We start from the raw sequence: 19,157 nt of genomic DNA on the forward strand, positions 1-19,157 counted from the left end.
TGTATCCGACTGTTTTACAAAAGATTATGCAATTAAGGGACATAGCCTATTCTTGATTCAGATTTTCTTCCTTAAATTATTAGAAAGGTATAAGTTTTCTCGATCATACAGTTGGAAATAAAAATATTAACTATATTTTATTATCCAGAAACTGAAACTGTGAGTAACCCGTTAGTGTGGATGCATGCACTAACGGGTAGTAAAACCTTTACATGATTAAACATCCTTCAGGATGAACATGGGGATTCAGTTATCTAACCCGGAAAGATGTGAAGTTAGCATTTTAAAAAGCATGGGGCATTCGGGGCAAGTTTCAACGTTCCAGCCACAGCGACTAAACAGTTTCGTCAGCCCCGCCACGTTCCCCGTCAGACGCGCTATCAGCGGATTTGTCTGTCTGCCATTATCGTCAAAAGCTACATCGAGGTTGCTCCGTGAAAGATTCGGGAGTAACATCTCGCGAAAAACGCCGTTGCTTCAGTGCGGTAGCCAGCCAGCGTGTGAGAAAAAGGTTTTCCTGCGCCGGTGATAACACATCACCTTTTTGTCTGGCCAGCGCAAGCGCCACCAGGGCACACCAAGCCAGGTGGCCCGATTTTTTCTGTCAGCGTCACTGCGTGTCCTTCTCCTTTCTGTTCCTGGTTGTTCATGCATCACTCTGGCATATTTTAACCGTAAAGAAGGCAGCCAGTCATATGAAACTAAGCGATTACTATAAATTTATTCAATGCCTTCCATAGTTAATCAGCTAAAGAAATGAATATACGTTCATTGTCATATATATTTATTATCCTTTTAGTTTTATCTTTATTCCAGTGACAGCGACCTGCAAAAATAATTGCAGCCCCTTCGAGACTTTCAGAATCTGAAATATTAAATTTTTCGATTATTACATCACGCAGATCGCCTAAGGGTATTCCAACATCCCTGCATTCAGCAGGATTAAGCCATTCAATATCCTTGTTCGAGTTATATAGCGTCCCCCAGTAAAACCTGAGTGAATTTTTAGTCATGGGTTCAGCATCAGGAAATTTCACAAATAAATTTTTGGCTTTATACTTGAAGTCGCCGAACGGGATGATCGTATCAGACGTCGCCAGTCCTGTCCCCCGGATTAAGCTGTGCAGTATTTTTTGAAGTGAAACTGTCGGAACTCGCTTTTGTTCTGACTTTATGGTGTGGACTTTATTGTGCCCCGTCCCGGTTATCTCCGTTTTCCCGCTTAAACCAGACGGTTCGCTGCCTGCTGAAGAAGCACTGTCAAAATTGAAGCTTATTTTAATTGTATCTGACTCTGCGATTATCTGCTGAACTTCAGAAGCATTTCTGACTTCCCTTTGTCGTTGCGGTAAGAGTGTATTTTCCCTGCAGGTGCAGTACCGGGACCCAAAACAGGCCTGTTTACCATCAACACTTTTTTTCTGTAGAATGCCTGTTCACGGCAACCAGGGCATACCAGTGAATGCCTTAATTTCTCTATTTCTTTCTCAGGTAATTTTTGGAAATCGATAACTGAGTAGCACTTATCGACACCACCAAAAGTACAAATACTATTAAACATAGTAAAGTCACCTCCTGTTATTTTGTTATTTAACAGATAATTAAAATCTCCTCAATATAACACATTACTTTTTCTCTCTTACCTGTTGTGCCCTTCTCAGCGCATAGCCCAGGCGTAATGTTTTTCCGCATAGTTGTACAGCCGGTAAGAGTTCTGTTCGTCGCCACCAATAAAAATACCGTTATCCATAATCCCCTCGGCCAGCCGCTGCGTATACCGGTGCGCAGCCTCATCCAGCTCAGCCCGACTCCCCCACGCGCCCTGCTGTTTACGCCAGTTCAGCCGCACGGCTTTCAGCAGGCGGCACATCTGCTGGCAGATGAAGTAGCAAGCGACGACGTTGCGCGCATCCCCCACAAAGACCACATCGCTGTCCGGGCGCATCATTTCGTTCCACAGGTAGATATCGTAGCAGCCCAGCATCATGGCCACGCGTTTTGCCACGAAACCGCCGTACCAGTAATACGCGGTGCGGGGGATGTTCAGGCGGCGGCTTTCGGCAATATTACCGGTATGGAATGACAGCAGGCCAGATTCCGTCAGTTCCCGGACCAGCACCTCCAGCGCCCTGTGCCAGGCCCCGTTTTCACTGCGCTCAGACAGTGCTGAAAAGTACCGGCTGACAATGCCGGCAATCTGCTGTTCCGGTACGGCGTCACCATTCTCCGTCTGAAGGGACAGTTTACGACACAGTTCCTCGCGCTCCACCAGGGCATTCAGCATGGCGTCCGTTGTCACGTTCTGTGCGGTGGCCAGTGACGCGACACGTTCACGCAGGTCATCAGAGAGAAAGACGCCAGCCCCGACGGCGACCGCCGACGGTATCCTGACGCGGCGTGTTACGGGCTTGTAGATTTCGCCGGTCTCCGGCCTGATTTTCAGGCCAGCCTTAAGCCAGCGGCTCAGCTCCTGGGGAAGGATATCCGGATTGTCCTTCAGAAAACGCGCCCGGTTTCCGCGCGCCGTTCCGTACACACTGTCAATGTAGTCGGTCAGCAGCATAACGATATCCACAGAAGTGTTTATAAACACAATCGTTTATATCACATGCATACCGGACAGGCGAGCAGTGCGCAGCCTGTCCACTGAATGCCGCTTTAGCGGCATGGAGGCGCCTGCTGGTATTGAATATGGCACTGTGAGTGAGTGGCGCCGTAGCCCGGCGCAGCCGGTTACGTTGTTGACAAGTTCCACTAATCCATCCCTTCTCCCTGCCAGACCAAAACCCGCTAAAATCGATACAGAAGCTGCTGTGCGCCGTCGGAGTGGTCACGACAAGGCGTAGCCGCAGTCGGGGCGTATCTCCGCGTTAGCGGGCCGTGAGGGCCGCTTACGGGCGTGTACACAATAACGTTCAGCGACACTGCTTACAGCGATTCAGGTTCTAGTTACAACATCCATCATTAAAAGCGACGTTGTTCCGGGCCTTTGGCCCGGGGCGGCCTCGCTTTTCAGTGGTGGGGAAGGGCTGTGATGGTTCAGGTGTGCACGATTTACGTCTTTGAGTGACTGTTTCGTACGTTGTAACTACTAGGGCGTTTGGGGGCCCGTCGCGTAGCGATGGGAGCTACTTCAGGTAGTTGCCGAACCTGCGCGGACGTGAGTCCGCTGCAAGGGCGGACATTTTAAGGAGCCTGTCCACACGTCAGGCGACGAACAGGTTATATATTTATATGAATTAAATAAAAGATATTTAAAAGAAGTGCAGAGCAGGTTTTTAAAGGAAACCACGCACTTTGAAATCAGTGCGGCTGGCGCTCTGTAACAATAACGGCTGTAACCTTATGGGAAGTTCCCTTGCAGTTAGATGTGGGTAACTGAATTCGGCGGGCAAAAATGCCACCGGCAACAAAATTTCAGCACTGTCCGGCAGGAAAAAAGGGGGAATCATAGATGGCCGTCATACCGGTTCGCTTAGATAATAAGCAACGGTGAGTAACAGACGTGCAGAACCCTCCGGCGTCAGCCGGATTAATGAAAGGAGAGGGGGTCAGGTGGTGGCCGTTGCCAGCCGCGTATAGTTGTTGCCACGGGACATAAGCATTCGCTCTTTTACACGCCTTGCCTGTTCCCGACGCACAGCGTCAAGATTTCCGGTAAAGCGGCCTTCAGCAATTTCCCGCGTCAGTTGCCGCCTTACGATGGTTTCAATATCGCGGCGGTTACGGTCAGCGTCACGGCGGGCGCGGGCGCGCTTCAGCCCGTGAGATTTGCGCTCGGACTGGTAGCTCCGGAACCGCTCACGCACGAACCGCCAGGCTTTGGCTATCAGTTCGTCCATATCCAGGCGGGGGAGGCGTTGTTTTTCACGCTGCTGATTCTCCCATTCCACACGGCTGCGCCTCGCGGCCACAACGGCCACGTCAGAGACGTCGAGCGCGGAGAACAGTGCCGGCGTGAAGGTGATATCGGTCGGGATATTGCAGCCAATCTGCGGGTCATACTCGGTCTGATAGGTAATCAGCCCCAGCTCCGCCATAAACGTCAGCGCCCGCGTGGCGCGGGTGATGGACAGATTGCCGCTTTTCGACTCGGTGGCGAGACCGCACTCGATGGCCAGATTGGTGATGGAGCGCTGAACGCGGTTGGCCAGCGGGTCATAGTGGAAACACAGCCCCTGGAGCAGGGCATCGATGGCCCGGCGGCGCAACAGTGGCGGCATCCGGTGACGTTTACCCAGCGAGCGTAAGAACGCCACATGGATGGAAAAGTCAAAACGGGACGTGAAGCCTTCGGCTTTCGCCATCAGCTTACGACAGAACGGCAGGGTCTTTTTCCCCTCTCGCGGTGTGAATACCGGATTCGGGTTTTTGACCTGACGGTAATGGGAGAACAGGGTCTGAGCGTCAGTCACACCTTCCCGCACTTATGTTGCACGGAAGGAGCACTGAGCACAGAAGGTATTGCAGTTTTCTGAGCATGCACATATACTCCCCGTACAGAGCAACAGCTTCTGTACGGTTTTAGTGGGCCCCGGTAATCTTCTTCTCGTCGCCAAACATGAAGGAAGGTTATCGGGGTTTTGTTTTTTCTGGTTCCGGGTAGACACCTCAGCAGAACCAGTTATCTACCACCTTACGGCGTGGCTCACCAAAAATTCTTCAGACGATCAGCAATCTATCACCAGAAACACATATACTCAAGAATGTTAGTCCGTGACTTTGTTTCGACACTCTGAAACCGCATCATGAATCAGCTTCTCAATCATTTCTGACTGTGTCACACCTTTAGTCGCACACAACAATTCAAGCTCTGCTTTAAGAGACTTCTCCACATAAACACGCATTTCTTTATGGGTCTCTTTCAGCTTCGCGACATGCGCTTTCTGCCTTTGAACAGGAGACATCGGATTACCTTTACGGTACTGACGTTTCTCTTTCGATGAGGAAGTTTCTGCATTTCCAGTCTGCGACATCTCTGCCTCCTCAGCTTTCAGGCGGTGATCGTTTCGCAGAGGATACTACAGATTCGTGAAATCAGCGACTTAACTTTACGCGAAAGTGTGAGCCATGTTGGCGCATGGCTCACCTGGATGGATGTAGATTGCAGATCACATTACGATGCTGATTAGTATGAAGAATGCCACTCCGTTCCTCCGTCCCAGCGCGACTGCCAGTGCTGAAGGTAGGCTTGCGCCACTTCCGGCACGTCCTTAATCACCAGCACATTCTCGCTATTTCTCGAGGCCGCAGAGCGGGTCATATTAAAGCTGCCTGACTCAACCGTATGATTATCAACAATAATGACTTTATCGTGCATGATGGCGTAGCAACCGTTGGTACGCAGCGGAATACCGGCATTCACCACAACATTCATCGCCGACTGGCTGGTTTTGTTTCGGTTCCCTTTCTCATCGAGCACTATCTTCACATCCACACCCCGGTGTTTTGCTCTGACAAGTGCGCTAACCACCTCAGGAGACGTAAATGAGTAGCCCATCAGCCGAATTTCGTGCTGTGCTGACTCAATAGTCTTAAGGACCAGCTGCAGTGCCGTTCCTTCCGGAGAAAAACCCGTCTCGATGCTGGCGGCATACGCTGCCGGTGCGGGTGCATAAAGGGCCAGACCGAGCAGCCCTGCCACCAACCATCTGCAGGTATTTGCTTTGCTGCGAACTGCCATAGTTATCCTCATTACATACCGTCCATAAAGTGCGGGGAGAGTATCTGTACGTCATTGATCAGCAGCCAGAGGCTCAGGGTCAGCTCTTCCATCAGAACCACAGCAGCAACCAGTGACGTCCACGCCCGCCGATCGCGTTTCAGGAGCTGACGAAACAGCGCCACGCTGGCCACAAAAATGCCGACAGTTATCCAGGGAACGAGCTGGTTGATAACCATTGCACTGCTGCTGCACTCAAAACATGCCATAGGATTTCCTTCACAGAATTGATTAAGAAACGCCGGGATCGGGGGAAACTCGCTTTGCCCCGGTTCCGGCGTTGGACAACGACGCGGAGCGGAGGCGTCAGGACGTTCTGGTATAACGGAACCAGTAGCAGACAGGCCCGTCGTCGGTATCATGGACTGAGCCCAGAAACCAGCCGTCATCATCCGGCGGTTCGGGTATCCAGCCCCGTGCGTCCGGCGCTTCATCGGTAAATCCGGCAGCAAAAACCTCAGGAGCCTCATCGCGCATGGTCATTACAAAGCACTGCAGCCCGTGGGTCCTCAGCCAGTAGCTGAACTCCGCCGCGGTTTCGCAGCCACTGCGGGCATACGCCGGATGCGACCAGTACCCCTGCTCATCACGCTCTGCGGTAACAGGCACAATCATCCTCTGACCTCCCCCGGCACGGACTGACTGACGGGCGTTTCGGTGTGGCATTCACCTGCCGTGTCTTCACCGGGCGCCGGTTCGTTCATTATCTGCATCCATCTCTGGCGCTCACCTTCCGACATCCTCCGGCACAGCCCCGGTGCCAGGACACTCAGCAGGCGCTCAATGTACGCCAGCCGGCTCAGCGTCAGGGATGCGTCTTCGGACTCCGGGTGCCTTATCGCCTGAGCCACCTCACGACACTCAAGAATACCTTTCATGAGCCGCACGCCACCGGCCACGCGCTCCATCTCTTCGTAATGATGTATCTGCTCCATCATCCTCATGAAAATGACCTCATCGCTTTCACGGGCACGCGCTTTTTCACTCATCGCAGTAATGCGCTGATAAACCATCCAGATAAATAACGGCATTGTTATCAGCGCACATGTTTTCAGGCTGGTCCCCTCCGACTGAACGTTATTTATTGCCAGATAAGCAAACAGATAAATCAGGCAGCAGACAAATGCCAGCCCGGTATATTTATAAATCCGCATAGTTCACCTTTTAAGTTTAACCTTTAAGTTCAGACATAAAGCCCACATTGAACCCCCGAAAAAATCAATAAACAGAAAAACCAGGAATAGCATTATTCCCCGTGAATTAACGTTATTTATCAGAAACTTTAATTAACGCACTCATCTCTCATTAAGGAGTGAGTTTTATTCTGTAACGGGTCAGATGGAGAATGAATTAATACTGCATTGCGCCAGGTAGCTTAACCCGCTTTTTGTTGAGTGATGGCATCTGACACCCCGGACTCGGCCTCAAGTGCCGTCAGAAAGTCCCGTATCATCCTCTGCAGCTCCCGGGCATCACGGCTTCGCAGCAGCGGCATGCCCGCCTGGCGCATGACCTCATCCAGCAGGATGTCACGCCGGCAGCGGCTTTTCTTCAGGTGGGACGCATCGCCCAGCTCCACGGCCGCCACAACGCGAAACGTCCTGCGGTCAACGATAACCACGTCACAGTGCCACTGGGCTGCCATATGGAAAAGCTTCCACCATGTCCGGCTCCGGCCCCTGACGCGCGGCGTTATCTGCACAATATCGGCCACCCTGACCTGCGGGCACAGATACCACCGCCTCATGTCCACAGCCCGGAACAACCCCTGCATAAAGTGAACCTCACGGTCGGTCATCAGCTGTGCCTGCCTCTCCCAGAATACGCCGCCCGCCATCAGTTGCTCTGTATCGCCCACCCTGACGCCAGCCTCTCTCAGCCGCCTGATAAGCGGTGCATGCGGCCGTTTCTGCTTCAGCACACAGGAGAGCAGTAAAATCAGTGCCAGCAACGAAACGATAAATACCACCACACCGGCATTCATGAACCCACGCTCCCTTCGCTTCGCACGCTATCGGTTAACGGCCCGCCATCACCTGAGTAACGTTTATCCTGCACCGTCCGGAACCGCTCAGAGAACAGCCAGCCACTCAGGGTGACGGTATTGTCCGGTTCATCCGGCGCGCAAACCGTAATACTGTCCTTCGTCACCCCGGTGATATCAAAATTCGCACCGCAAAGATGCCGGATAATATCATCACGGGAGTGAATAATACCCCTCCCCACCAGGTCTTTAACCGTTTCCTTAATAACTTTTACAGCCTCCGTGTTTTCATCACGGCAGGTTAAATTATTTTCTGACATATTTTCCTCACCTTCCATATTTAATGATTGCTAAAGATGCACATTCTTCTTCGCGCTCATGAATTATTTAAACAAAAACCCAGGCCATAGATAAAACATGCAGAACCGAATATTACTGGTCAGCACTGAATCAGAAATTAAAGCAGGGTATTTAATTCCGGGTGCCGAACGGGCGGGCACCCGTCATATCGGGAGCGTCAGTCCGTCAGGGGTGCGCGCAGTTTCCAGGTGCTGCCGCCAAAGAGCACGGGTCCGACAACCCGCTCCCACTTTTCAGCCTCCGTCAGGCGGTCGGCTACCGACAGGAAGTCTGTATGATTCAGGATAGTTTCATCCCGCTCATCGGCAGAAACCAGCGTGTAGCCGTCAGGAATACGGGGTGTCTGCTGGCCCGCCGTTGACGCAGAAGCACGCCAGAACGTCCGGATGCAGCCCCCCCGCTCAGGGCGGTAAGAATAACATTTTCAGGTACGCGCATACGCCAGTTACTCCCCGGACTGACCGGCAGCCTTACTGATGGCCTGCTGCAGGGCCTCCGCGCTGGTGTATCCCGGAATAACCGTCACGTTATCAGCACTGGCGCCGGCTGACGGGAGAACCACCGGGGCTGGGGTACCGCTGAAGCCCAGCTGCTGCGCGAGTGTGTTTATGCCATCCAGGGTCCCCTGAACGTCAGGGGCTGCCTTAGCATCGAACTTCACAGCTTTTGCGGCCGCGCTGATATCAGCATCGGTCAGCTTACCCTCGTTGTAGCCGGTGGCGTAAATCGCGTTGTGATAGTGAAGGTAAGCATCGGCCCCCTTCTGCTTCCAGACCTGGAGCCCGGTTTTCGCCGCACTGAGCGACGCCGGCCAGCGCTGACCAAATATCGGGAATTCCTTGAACACAAAGCGCACGTCCGGGTTTGCTTTTATTACCTTCTCCAGTTCCGGCGCCAGGCGGGCACAGTAGATGCACTGGTAATCGAAAAACTCGACGACCGTGACTTTTGCATCGGCCGGCCCATATGACGGCGTGCCTTTATCGTTCAGCAGCGCTGCCTGATTCTGAACCACGGCGGCCGTCATCGCCTGCTGCTGTTTCTCCTGCTGTTGGGCCTGCAGCTTCTGGCTGACTTCAACCAGCACCTCCGGATGGGCCAGCAGGTAGTCTTTCGCGATTTTACCAATGCGGGCTTCCTACTCCGGGGTAAAGGCAGCGGCAGGTTTCTCTGCTGCCCCCGCCACGCCGGAGACCAGAAGGCCTGCGGCAAGCATGACTGAAAGAGTTTTATTCATGTTCATCCTGTGTTTTTCTCTTCTCTGTTGTTATCAGTTCGTTCCCTGCACGGGTGGCAACGCTTCTGACCGCCCTGCGCATGCGTTTGGTGTGCTCCTGAGCCCTGCGCTCCACGGCATACGCCGCCTCCTCCTCGCTCACCGGTGCGACCGGTTCACCGGCAAGGTTTTTACGCCACGCGCCCACCGTCATGGCGCCCAGATACGCATCCGAGCGGGTGACGGCGGCAAGACAGCGTTTCAGCGTCTTCACGGAAACCTCCAGCCCGCGCCGGCGAATGTCATTGACCATTGCCTCCCGGATGTTGACCGCCAGGAGCTGCGGCTGGCCGTCCGTCACCAGGGCTGGCCAGCAACGCTTCAGGAGCGCGAGCGCGTCCGCAAGCGGCATGACCTTCCGGTACACCGGTTCCGGGGCAGGTTTGCGCCTGGCCGCCCGCATGGCCTCCCTCTCCTGGGCCTGCCCCTCAGCCCACTGCCGGGCTTTCTCTGCTTTTCTGGCGGCCTTCTCGTCCGCCTGCGCCTTTTTCGCGCTCTCATCCACCACCTGCTTCCTGACCTTCCAGGCAGGCGTCGTGTTCACCACCACGGTCTTTTTACGCGTGACCCGGCCCGGACCCGCACCGTCCGGTTCACTGTTGCTTACGGCACGCTGACCTTCTGGCTCCGCTTTGCGGCGCAGCGTCAGCGTGGGGCGCCCCTGCTCTGTCATCCTGCCTCCGGATAAATCTGTTTCACGTATACTCCCCTGACTGACCTTATTCTGACACGGCAGATATCACATCACCATCAGTCCGATGACGGTAAGGTGTACCGCGTAGAACAGCGGGAAAAATTCGCGCGGCCAGAACCTCGGCACGCGGCAACAGGTCCGACTCAGCACCGTCAGGGTAACGCCGGGTATTACCAGACCCGCGATGGCAAAGGCGGGGCTGTCCGCGGCATTCAGCGCGAGTATCGCCAGTGCCAGACACAGCGCCAGCCCCGTGCGCGTGGTGCGCCGGCCCGTCATACATACGCCGCAGGCCAGCATCAGCATCACTACCCCCGCCAGCCCGTAGCTTCCCGCCGAAAACGGCAGCCAGGCCAGAACCACCATCAGGGAGAGCGGCCACGTGCGCGGCCCGTGCCGCTGCATCAGCGCCAGCGCCTGTCCGCTGACCGCAAAGGCAAACAGGATATTGCCCAGGTCCGGGCGCAGCCCGGCCAGTATCCAGCCGCCCTGCGCCACCCCGGCCCATATCCAGAGCCGGTTCAGGGCGCGCTGCTGAATCTGCGGATGGCGGGCGAGGTTCATGGCCCAGACCAGGCCAAAGAGCGGAAACGCTCCCCGACCGGCAAGACGCAGCCAGTCATTATCCAGTCCGCACAGCATGCTGATGTGGTCGGCCACCATCAGGAGGAGCGCCACGGTTTTGATAAGGTCGGTCTGGCCCGGCGTCCACACAAGCAGACGCTGCAGCCAGCAGTCGGCCACCACCACAAGGGGGAAAAGCGGATGGTTTTCAGCGCGCATATCAGTCGCCTCCCAGAGTCTTTTCACGCTCAAGGTCTCGCACCGTTTCGCGCTCCATCTGCTGCAGGCGGTCCCGCTGCACGCTCTCGCGCACCACCTGAGACACCGCCTCATCCCGGCGGCGTTCTTCCGGCGCATCCAGCAGCGTGAGGGGAGATGCCGGCGTTTCTTTTATCCGATCCATATCCCGCACCACATCCCGGACGGCGACGTCAGCCACTCCGGCCGGCCCGTCGCCGCTGCGGGCCATCTCGCGGACCGCCTCTTCGGCACGCTTATCCAGCTCCCGCTGCACCTCAGCCTCCCGGGCCTGCTGCGCCAGCACCTCCGGCGGAACCGTCTCTCCGGGCTGCGTACCGGTGCCGTCGGGCAGGCTGTCGGCCCAGACCCGACCGCCGGTAATGGCGCCGGGGTTCCACGGTCGCGCCTCACCTTCGAGCCGCACCACCACGCCGCTCTGCGGATTCTCCCGCGCGAGCCGCACGCCCTCTTCCATATCCCGCGCCAGCAGCGACTCGCCGTTACGGCTGGCCTGCAGGCCCGCAAACGCCGCGTCCCCGCTGCCCATCACCCGGCCTTCACCAGCGAGCCCCTTAAGCTGCCCGTCTCCGGACGTCAGGGCGCTCAGCCAGACGCCCGCCTGCCTGCCGTTGCGGTCGAAGGCCGGGAGCGCCACGTGCGGCTGTGGGTATTTACGCCCCGGCGAGATAAATTTCGCCATCGAGCCCTCGGGCTGCAGCCCGGCCTGGCGCAGCGCGGCGCGACCGGCAGGCACCTCACCCAGCGCTTTAGCCGTCGCCGTCAGGCGGGCGGCATTCGCGACGGCGCGGTCGCCACGCGGCTCGAGAATGTCATGCGCCGTACTTTTCGCCTGCGATTTTTCCATCGCGGCCACCCACTTATCCCGGTTGTCGGTATAAACCTGCGCGTTCTGCTTCATGCGGCTCAGCGCCACGTAGGCCGACTCGAAGCTCACCATCCGCTTACGTCCGCCGTCCGTGCCCTGCAGGGAGATGGAGAAGGGTTCGCTCGCACCCTGTGAGCCTTCAACGGTAACGGCATAGGCCAGGTCGATGTGCTGCTCTGCCTGCTCCGCTGACGGCGTGAGCGTGCGGGTCTGTTTTCCATCCGACAGCGTGACGCTGTCACCTTTTATCTCACTGACCGACCAGACGCTGTTGGCCACGAAGCCCCGCTCGTTGTCGCTTTTCGAAAAGCGCATCCGGTCGCCTTCCGACACGGTGATGGTGTCCTGACGGTAGAGCGTGACGCCCTCTGTCGCCGCCTGCGCGGGCGACAGGCTGCGGGTGTTGCCCTGCGTATCCTTCAGCGTCACCAGGTGCGCCTCCCCGTCCAGCGCCTCAATGCTGTAATACGTGCTGTCCAGCAGAACCAGGCTGTCGCGGGACGCCTCCCACGTTGCCATGCGCCTCAGCTCCCCGTCGCGGATATTGGCAGTAGTGAGAACCGGCAGCGTGACCTCTTTTTCGCCCACCTCGCCGGCATCCTGACGGGCGTCATGAATCATGGCGTTCACCTGGCGGCGGTCGGCGTTCAGGGCGGTGATAACGATGGTCTGCGCCTGCGCCTCCGGCGTACGCCCCGTGTAGTCCTTCACGATGGCCTCCAGCAGCGTCGCGGGCTCCCCGCCGGGCAGCAGGTCACCGGCCGCCACGGCTTTCGCGATGGCCTCCTCCCGTTCGCGGCTGAACTCCATGACCGAGCTGTCCGGCTGCCAGGCATCCGCCCTGCGCGGCACCTGTGCCGGCGCCACGCGCTCAATGGTCGTCAGGGCGCTGCCGATATCGCGGCTAATCAGGCTGTAGACGGCAGGTTTAAGCTCCGGCGTCTGGCGGACAATCTCCTGCATCACCGCCACGTCAATGGCGCTGCGCTTCTGCAGCAGGCGGAAGGGCTGGCCCGGGGCAATGGACTGCAGCTGGTCGGTATCGCCGCTGGAGACCGCGCGTCCCCCGCCCCCGGCAATCAGGCTGTACGCCTTCGCCATGTCGGCGTTACCGACCATCGAGCTTTCATCCACGAGAAACAGGACGTTGCTGAAGTCCGGTCGTTCGCCGCCGCGCAGCTGCTGCTGCGTGTCGTGAATAAAGGCCGCCAGCGTCTGCGTTTCGGGTACGCCCGCATCTCGCATCTCGCTCACCGCCCGGTGGGTGGGGGCCACGCCGATAACCCGCGGCTGCTCCCGTTCCGGCAGCGTGCCGATGGCCGACATGACCGCCCGGAACTGAGTGGTCTTACCCACGCCCGCGTAGCCCTGCACCAGGGTAAAGCGGTCGGGGGATTCAAGTATCATGCGCGTGGCGTTCCGCTGCCCGTCGGTCAGGCCCGCCAGCTGCGCGTCCGGAACCTTATCCATCAGCGGGGTGACGGCCTCCTTTCCCTCCAGAACGTGGCGGAGGATACTTTTCTCCGCATTGTACGACTGGCGTGAGACCAGCAGCTGCAGGCCGTTTCCAGGCGATACCGGCACCGACAGCAGGGCGCCGCTGCGTATCTGCCGGTCCGCCTCCTTTTCGATGACCTGCAGGCTGAGGCTGTCCTGCTCAAATTCTTTCGCGGCGGCCATCAGCTGCGGCTTCGTGAACGCCAGGCCGTTCCCCTCCAGCACCGGAATGGCCAGGTGGATGGCCTGCTGCTCCGGCGTGTGCAGCCCGGCCTTCTGGTGCGCCAGGGCATCATCGAGCCTGTCATGCCCCGCCGCATCCTTAATCTGTTCAGACACGACGCTCCAGGCAGACTGACGCGACAGCTTCTCCGTCGTTTTCTGCGCCGTCTGCGCGGAATAGAGCTGCACCGCCCTGCCGCTGAGCGCCAGTTTGTTCAGCGTGGTGTTATCCAGCTCGCGCTGCGACAGCGAGGCAAAGACCGTGGCGCTGTCGCTCACCGAGCGGCCCGGCGACTCCACCCAGCCCTGCCCCACCTTCGCGGCGGTAAACGGGCTGTCGCCGGCGGGCAGGACCACGTCCGCCTTACGCCCCGGCAGGCTGACGATGATCCCCGCCTCCCCGAGCGCCTTAACGGTCACCGTATCGCCTCCCCTGAGCCGCGTCCCCTGCGCCTGACCCAGCACTGCCAGACGGTCGCCTTCGGCCACCTGCAGCGTGCCGGTGCGGTACAGCGACCAGCTGCTGTTGAGTTCAGACAGGCGGGTCACCCGCGTCTCACCCTGGGCGTTGCGCAGCGTCAGGCTGTTGTTGCGGCCCGTCACGCGGTCAATGACAAAGCGTTCCCGGCTGCGTGCTTCGGCATTCCAGCGCTCCATGACCATCCCCTCCCGGTAGTGGTCGCGCACCTGCTGATGGCGGCTGTCGAGCCAGACCGGCTCCAGCGTAGTGATACTGACCTCCCGCTCGCCCAGCACCTTTTCCGCCTTAAGCGCCTCGCGGACTACGCCTGCGAGCACCGCCTGCTCGCGCGGACCGGTGACCTGCGCCACGCTGTGTTCACCTGCGCGGACGCTTCGGGCAAAGTCAGCGGCCAGGCGGTCATACCGCTGCCGCCGGTCAGGCTCGCTGATAACCGAGACCTGCGTCTTCTCACCGCCCTGCCACGCGAGCGTGCTCACTCCCGCCTCCTTCATGACGGTCAGGGCGCTGCCGGTCCCGGTGCGCTGGCCGCTGTCGGCTATCAGCAGCTGGACGTTATGGCGCAACGCGCCGTCGAGCAGCGTGAGGGTTTCTTTCAGGGTCAGCTTCTCCCCCTGGTCCACAATCAGCGTGCTGCCGGGCGTAAAGGTCATGCCCTCCGTCAGCCCCCGCCTGTCGGTGATATGCTCGCCGCTGAGGCGCTCATCCTGCATAAGGGCGCTGCGCGAGCGCCTGTCGGCGGCGATAATCTGCACGTCACGCCCCTGTTCGCGCGCCATCATCGTCAGCTCCGCCACGCGCTCACGCTGACCGGCCGCCCCGCCCTGACCCGAAATGATCGCCACGGGCGGACGGTCCTGGGCCAGAACGCTCACGGCATCACTGTATGACCGGCTGCGGGGCACGCTTTTATCCGGAAAAATGTCAGCCTGCCCCGTCCGCTGTAAATCGCGGGTCATCGCTGACACCGACAGCTCGTCCAGCACGTGGATGTTCGAGGTAAACAGCCCCTTCTCTTTATCCAGCGGGATGAGCTGCTCATTTTTTATCGCCGCATCGATGCCGTCACGCGCCATCTCCACCATGCCCGACCGCGCGGGCAGCTGCCCGAGGGTGGTGGTCAGCAGTTCGGAATACGTGAACCGCGCCCGCCGGTCGCTCAGCATCGCGATGGCCTGCCCGACGCTGCTGTTAATATCAATGGCTTCAGGCGTCGTTGCGGGAATATTCCCCTGCACAACCCGCAGGTCTGCCGCCTCACGGTAGGCTTTAATGTCAAACCCCGTCTCTTTCAGGGTCTGCATCCACTCGGCCATGCGCTGTTCGGGGTCAACCTTCTGCTTCGACTGGCGGGTATCGAGCGCCGCCACGTCGCGGTACTTCAGGGACGCGTCATCCCCGACCGCCTCGCTGATGGTCCTGCTGCGGCTGGAATACGGCTCCGTCGGTACGCCCTTCAGCTCCCACATGCCGTGTTTGCCGACCGTCCCAGTCTCATAGCCCATCGCCGCGACGTCATCCTTCAGCGCGGCACGATACAGGCGGCCAAAGGCAATCTGGTTGGCGTAGATATTCTCAATAAACCCGGTTTTACCCACTTTGTCGCTGCTGAGCGTGCGCCACTCATCGCCATGCTGAGTGGCATTGGCCACCACGGCGTGGGTATGCAGCTGCGGCTCCTGGTCGCGGCTGGTATCGTGGTTAAACAGCGCCATCACCAGGTTGCCGGTCAGCTGCGTCTCGCTCCTGCCCTCCGTCATAACCCGCGTGGAGGCCATCGCCTCTATCTGCTTAATGGCGGTCTCCACCGCGCGGTTGTGGGCCTCAATAAGACGCTTGTCACCACCGAGCATGGCCATCACGGAGACACTTTTGGGCGCAGAGAAGGTGAAGTCGTAGCCCGGACGGTGTTTGTTCGCCCCGTCCTGAGTCCGGCTGAGATCACTGCCGTCCGGCAGGCGTCCCTCCAGAACCTTCGTAAAGACCTTCTGGTCCACCCCGCCGCTGAGCCCCAGCGCTTCAGCCCCTTTTCCGGCCCAGCGCTCGCCCATACTGCCGATAACGTAGTAGTTGTCCTTGTCGGTGTAATAATTGCCCGCGCTGCCGGCGGATTTTACCGATCCGATGCTCATCATCAGATGTATCCTCCCGGCTCAAGATCCTTTTCAGGCGCCCGGTGAACGTTGATGTTCACTTCTTCACGACGCTGCCTCTCCTGAGGAGACAGTTCGTCCTGCTCCGCCTGCCACGCCTCCCATGCCGCCATATCCACCACCTCACCGCTTTCACTGATGCCGGGCGGCAGCTGCTCAGCCTCTTCCGCCTTTGTCTTCAGCTCAGGCTCCACGCCGCCTGCGCCTCCTGCACCCGCTACGGATGCCGAAGCGGATGTGGTGTCTGCAGCACGGGGCGCAGGCGCCAGCTGCTGTGGCTGCTGTGGCTGCTGTGGCTGGCCAGCATTCTCCGCACCGCCCTCTGGCGCGATAACGTCTGCATCCGGTTCAAAGAGCATGGCGATGCTGCGGGATTCATGCTCACGTGCAGCCAGCGCGGCATTCAGGCGTTCCTCCGCTTTCCCGTCGATGGTGCGCGGAATGAATTCCGGTGCCACCTTTGGACGCTGCTGATACTTCAGCGCCATCTTCACGGCAGGATACGGTCCGGGAAGCGTGACGTAGCAGGAGAGATCCGGCAACGTCTGGACGTCGGAGTAACTCACCAGGGTGACGCGCTCCATGTCCTTGCCGACCGAAGTACCGTCGCGTACCGGGTCCACGCCGTAGGAATACTGCTCGGACGCCTTGAGGATTTCTTTTTCACCGATTTCGCCGGCGGCGAACTCGGCGATATTGCGCGACGGCGAGCGGAAGAAGGCACGGGTGTTCAGCACGTCGAACAGTGTTTCCGCCGGCTTCTGCCCATAAATATCTTCCAGCTGGGCGTAGGACTGAATGCCAATGACGTAGCAGCCGCCAAACTTACGCGCCTCCGGCAGGATCTCAACCAGGTCCGGCAGCTTGTGCAGGGTAGGCAGCTCGTCGGCGAAGATCCACACGCGGCGGTTACGGTTTTCCCCCATCGCCAGCAGCCCGCGAATGGCGATGGACAGCCACATGGAGATAACCGGCTTGAGGGAAGCGTGGGTGTCAGCATTGGAGGAGATAAACAGCCAGCCGTTTTTACCATCCTCACGAACGCCGCGCATCCAGTCGCGTATGGTGAATGACTCGCCGTTATTTTCGATGCCCTGGAGGTAGCGGATGGCCTTGACGTAGTTGGTCAGCACGGCGCGGATGGAGATGGCCGTTTTCTCGATTTTCTCTTCCACCAGGTTCGCCGCCGGGGAGTTTTTCAGATACGAGCGCAGCTTCTCAATCTTGATGGAAAGCAGCGTGTCGACCAGCTTGCTGTAGCTGCGGTCCTTGTCGTTGCGCATCAGATAAGCGGCTTCGGCAAAGATGGTACGTCCCGACCCCTGCCAGAAGGGGTCTTCCTTCGTGCCCATAGGAATAAGCGTGTTGGAAACGTTGTCGAAGTCAGGCTGCGTCAGGCACTCCCGCCACAGGTCCCATGCGGCGCAGCGCGCATCCAGCGGGTTAAGGATTTTATCCGTGGCCGGATCATAGTAGCTTTTGACGAACTCACAGGAGCGGTCATACACGATGACCATATCGCCACGCTGGCGGGCGTAGTTCATCAGACGGCGGATAACTTCTGATTTACCGGCCCCGACGGTACCGTGCAGACAGAAGTTCTGGATCTCCGAGTCCTTAATAAGCGGCAGCTCACCGATTTTGATGTCGGATGCGAGACCGTCGCGCCTGAGCATTTTCGCCACCGCTTTCGGGTCATCAGTCAGCTGGCGCCCCCCCGTTATCTCGTCCTCACTCTGCTGTTTACCCTGATGGCCCAGAATCCAGGTGGTGACAAAGAAGGTAATAACACACACCACGGCCGCGATGATGGCGGCAAGAATAAAGGCCGTCCAGACCTGGTCTGCGCACCACTGGATATATTTGTCCTGCAGTATTTGCTGCGCGTTGTACTTCAGCTCATGGCCGTAATAACGGATGGTATAGACAGGCTGGGACCTGAAAATATCGCGCATAGGGGCAAGCGTCTGGCACCAGTACCAGACCATGCCGTTGACGAACGTCTGCCACGAAAGCTTCACGGTCAGCGTCAGGGCGACGATGACCCCAAAGAGAATAACGAGGCAGTACAAAATGATGTTGGCGATCTGGCTGAACATGCGGATGCGCATGCTCGCGATCTGACCGCCCTGGGTCATATCCTTGGCATTGAAACTCATGATGTCGGTCCGGTGATGTGTGCCGTCACACTGGCGGCAAAGGCAAAGTATTCCGGCGTTGCCGGCCCCCCTTTATGACCGCACAAAGAATTTGTGCAGCTATAAAGCGTTAGCGTTGAAAAACGTGAGGTTGCTGTCAGATAAACAGGACGGCGGGTCCGCCCTGTCGGCACCCGTCAGAGAATGTTTGCGACGGATTTGGCCAGCTGGTCTTCCAGAACAGGCTGTGCTTCAGTGAACTTCAGATTGACCTTGTTCGCGTTAGATACGATACGGGTCTGGTATTTGTGCTGATTTCCCTGCTCTGAGCTGGTCTGAATTTTAGAGCCGGAAGTGCCCTGGCGCAGCGCGGCAACATTGTCGGTGGTGACAACAGCCTTCGTACGCTCGGCAATCTGCACGTCGGTGATCATGGTGTAGTTGATATCCTCAACCATGGCGTCCGCCGCCATGCCAATAAGCCCGGAGGCGAGACCCACACCCAGCGTGGCGCCCGCAGAGCTGGAGTTGTATGCCGTAATACCCGCCCCCAGCGCCGCCCCTGCCGCTGCGCCCTCATAACCACGACTCAGCCAGCTCTGGGCATCACGCAGATCCATTTTATCGGCTTTGAGCACGTTGGCCTGAATCCAGTAATAGGATTTATCCGGAGAGGAGACGACCTGATAGCCTTTGGCTTTAAGCGCGTCAGCGACCTTAGCCTGTAGCCCGCTCATGTCCTTGTCTGAGGTATTTTTGATCTGCAGATAAACGGTACGTTCCGAGGAAGGCTCCAGCCAGATGGTTTCACTCATCTGAGTTTTAACTTCAAGGTTACGCTTCTTGATTGCTGTGCTCATCGCGCCACAACCTGAAAGAGCCAGAGTGGAACTGACCAGAGCAATCATCATTATTTTTTCATTTTCATAAAAATTTCCTT

The 19,157-nt window shown here is 57.8% G+C and carries 17 protein-coding genes and 2 pseudogenes; all 19 read right to left on the reverse strand.

Annotated features, from left to right (window positions below; all coding sequences use genetic code 11):
* Nucleotides 1-246: 246 nt before the first annotated feature.
* Nucleotides 247-614, reverse strand: a pseudogene (locus tag BBW68_RS16640) (DUF2913 family protein).
* A 126-nt stretch (nucleotides 615-740) separates the two neighbouring features.
* Nucleotides 741-1,037 (reverse strand): hypothetical protein, encoded by a 297-nt coding sequence (locus BBW68_RS16645; RefSeq protein WP_148127631.1) that lies wholly within the window; start codon nucleotides 1,035-1,037, stop codon nucleotides 741-743.
* A gap of 263 nt (nucleotides 1,038-1,300) precedes the next feature.
* Nucleotides 1,301-1,561: a hypothetical protein gene (locus tag BBW68_RS16650; protein WP_083264875.1), complete on the reverse strand. Its 261-nt coding sequence runs from the start codon at nucleotides 1,559-1,561 to the stop codon at nucleotides 1,301-1,303.
* Nucleotides 1,562-1,657: 96 nt separating this feature from the next.
* Nucleotides 1,658-2,563 carry a hypothetical protein gene (locus BBW68_RS10310; RefSeq protein ID WP_070135290.1) on the reverse strand — a complete coding sequence of 302 codons (906 nt, stop codon included), beginning with the start codon at nucleotides 2,561-2,563 and terminating at the stop codon, nucleotides 1,658-1,660.
* A 988-nt stretch (nucleotides 2,564-3,551) separates the two neighbouring features.
* Nucleotides 3,552-4,427, reverse strand: a complete 876-nt coding sequence (gene repA / locus BBW68_RS10315) for an incFII family plasmid replication initiator RepA (RefSeq protein ID WP_186821317.1) — start codon at nucleotides 4,425-4,427, stop codon at nucleotides 3,552-3,554.
* Nucleotides 4,408-4,488 (reverse strand): RepA leader peptide Tap, encoded by an 81-nt coding sequence (gene tap, locus BBW68_RS16660; protein WP_071667455.1) that lies wholly within the window; start codon nucleotides 4,486-4,488, stop codon nucleotides 4,408-4,410. The genes repA (BBW68_RS10315) and tap overlap by 20 nt, the downstream gene beginning before the upstream one ends.
* Before the next feature lie 221 nt (nucleotides 4,489-4,709).
* Nucleotides 4,710-4,976, reverse strand: a complete 267-nt coding sequence (repA, locus tag BBW68_RS10320; protein ID WP_025760204.1) for a replication regulatory protein RepA — start codon at nucleotides 4,974-4,976, stop codon at nucleotides 4,710-4,712.
* A gap of 152 nt (nucleotides 4,977-5,128) precedes the next feature.
* Nucleotides 5,129-5,683, reverse strand: coding sequence for a phospholipase D family nuclease (locus BBW68_RS10325; RefSeq protein ID WP_083264876.1), 555 nt, complete (start codon nucleotides 5,681-5,683; stop codon nucleotides 5,129-5,131).
* 11 nt (nucleotides 5,684-5,694) lie between these two features.
* On the reverse strand, nucleotides 5,695-5,931 hold the full coding sequence (locus tag BBW68_RS10330; protein WP_224019239.1) for a hypothetical protein: 237 nt from the start codon (nucleotides 5,929-5,931) through the stop codon (nucleotides 5,695-5,697).
* Between the two features lie 97 nt (nucleotides 5,932-6,028).
* On the reverse strand, nucleotides 6,029-6,337 hold the full coding sequence (locus BBW68_RS10335) for a hypothetical protein (RefSeq protein ID WP_070135292.1): 309 nt from the start codon (nucleotides 6,335-6,337) through the stop codon (nucleotides 6,029-6,031).
* The gene (locus tag BBW68_RS10340) at nucleotides 6,334-6,876 is read right to left on the reverse strand and encodes a hypothetical protein (protein WP_070135293.1); all 543 of its coding nucleotides are present in this window, start codon (nucleotides 6,874-6,876) and stop codon (nucleotides 6,334-6,336) included. The genes BBW68_RS10335 and BBW68_RS10340 overlap by 4 nt, the downstream gene beginning before the upstream one ends.
* Nucleotides 6,877-7,097: 221 nt before the next feature.
* A complete protein-coding gene (locus tag BBW68_RS10345) occupies nucleotides 7,098-7,706 on the reverse strand; it encodes a DUF2726 domain-containing protein (protein ID WP_070135294.1) in 609 nt (202 codons plus the stop codon).
* Entirely contained in the window at nucleotides 7,703-8,026 is a 324-nt protein-coding gene (locus BBW68_RS10350) for a hypothetical protein (protein ID WP_148127632.1), read from the reverse strand. Before BBW68_RS10350 ends, BBW68_RS10345 begins: the two co-directional genes overlap by 4 nt.
* A 485-nt stretch (nucleotides 8,027-8,511) precedes the next feature.
* Nucleotides 8,512-9,303: pseudogene (locus BBW68_RS10355) on the reverse strand (DsbA family protein).
* Nucleotides 9,296-10,015 carry a fertility inhibition protein FinO gene (locus tag BBW68_RS10360; protein WP_070135296.1) on the reverse strand — a complete coding sequence of 240 codons (720 nt, stop codon included), beginning with the start codon at nucleotides 10,013-10,015 and terminating at the stop codon, nucleotides 9,296-9,298. Before BBW68_RS10360 ends, BBW68_RS10355 begins: the two are co-directional and overlap by 8 nt.
* Before the next feature lie 66 nt (nucleotides 10,016-10,081).
* Complete coding sequence (gene traX, locus BBW68_RS10365) at nucleotides 10,082-10,819, reverse strand: type-F conjugative transfer system pilin acetylase TraX (RefSeq protein WP_070135297.1); 738 nt, start codon at nucleotides 10,817-10,819, stop codon at nucleotides 10,082-10,084.
* A gap of 1 nt (nucleotide 10,820) precedes the next feature.
* On the reverse strand, nucleotides 10,821-16,061 hold the full coding sequence (gene traI / locus BBW68_RS10370) for a conjugative transfer relaxase/helicase TraI (RefSeq protein ID WP_070135298.1): 5,241 nt from the start codon (nucleotides 16,059-16,061) through the stop codon (nucleotides 10,821-10,823).
* Nucleotides 16,061-18,238 (reverse strand): type IV conjugative transfer system coupling protein TraD, encoded by a 2,178-nt coding sequence (gene traD, locus BBW68_RS10375; protein WP_070135299.1) that lies wholly within the window; start codon nucleotides 18,236-18,238, stop codon nucleotides 16,061-16,063. The genes traI and traD overlap by 1 nt, the downstream gene beginning before the upstream one ends.
* Before the next feature lie 176 nt (nucleotides 18,239-18,414).
* On the reverse strand, nucleotides 18,415-19,128 hold the full coding sequence (traT, locus tag BBW68_RS10380; RefSeq protein WP_070135300.1) for a conjugal transfer complement resistance protein TraT: 714 nt from the start codon (nucleotides 19,126-19,128) through the stop codon (nucleotides 18,415-18,417).
* Nucleotides 19,129-19,157: the final 29 nt, after the last annotated feature.

It is taken from the genome of Candidatus Erwinia dacicola (assembly GCF_001756855.1).
Lineage (GTDB): Bacteria > Pseudomonadota > Gammaproteobacteria > Enterobacterales > Enterobacteriaceae > Erwinia > Erwinia dacicola.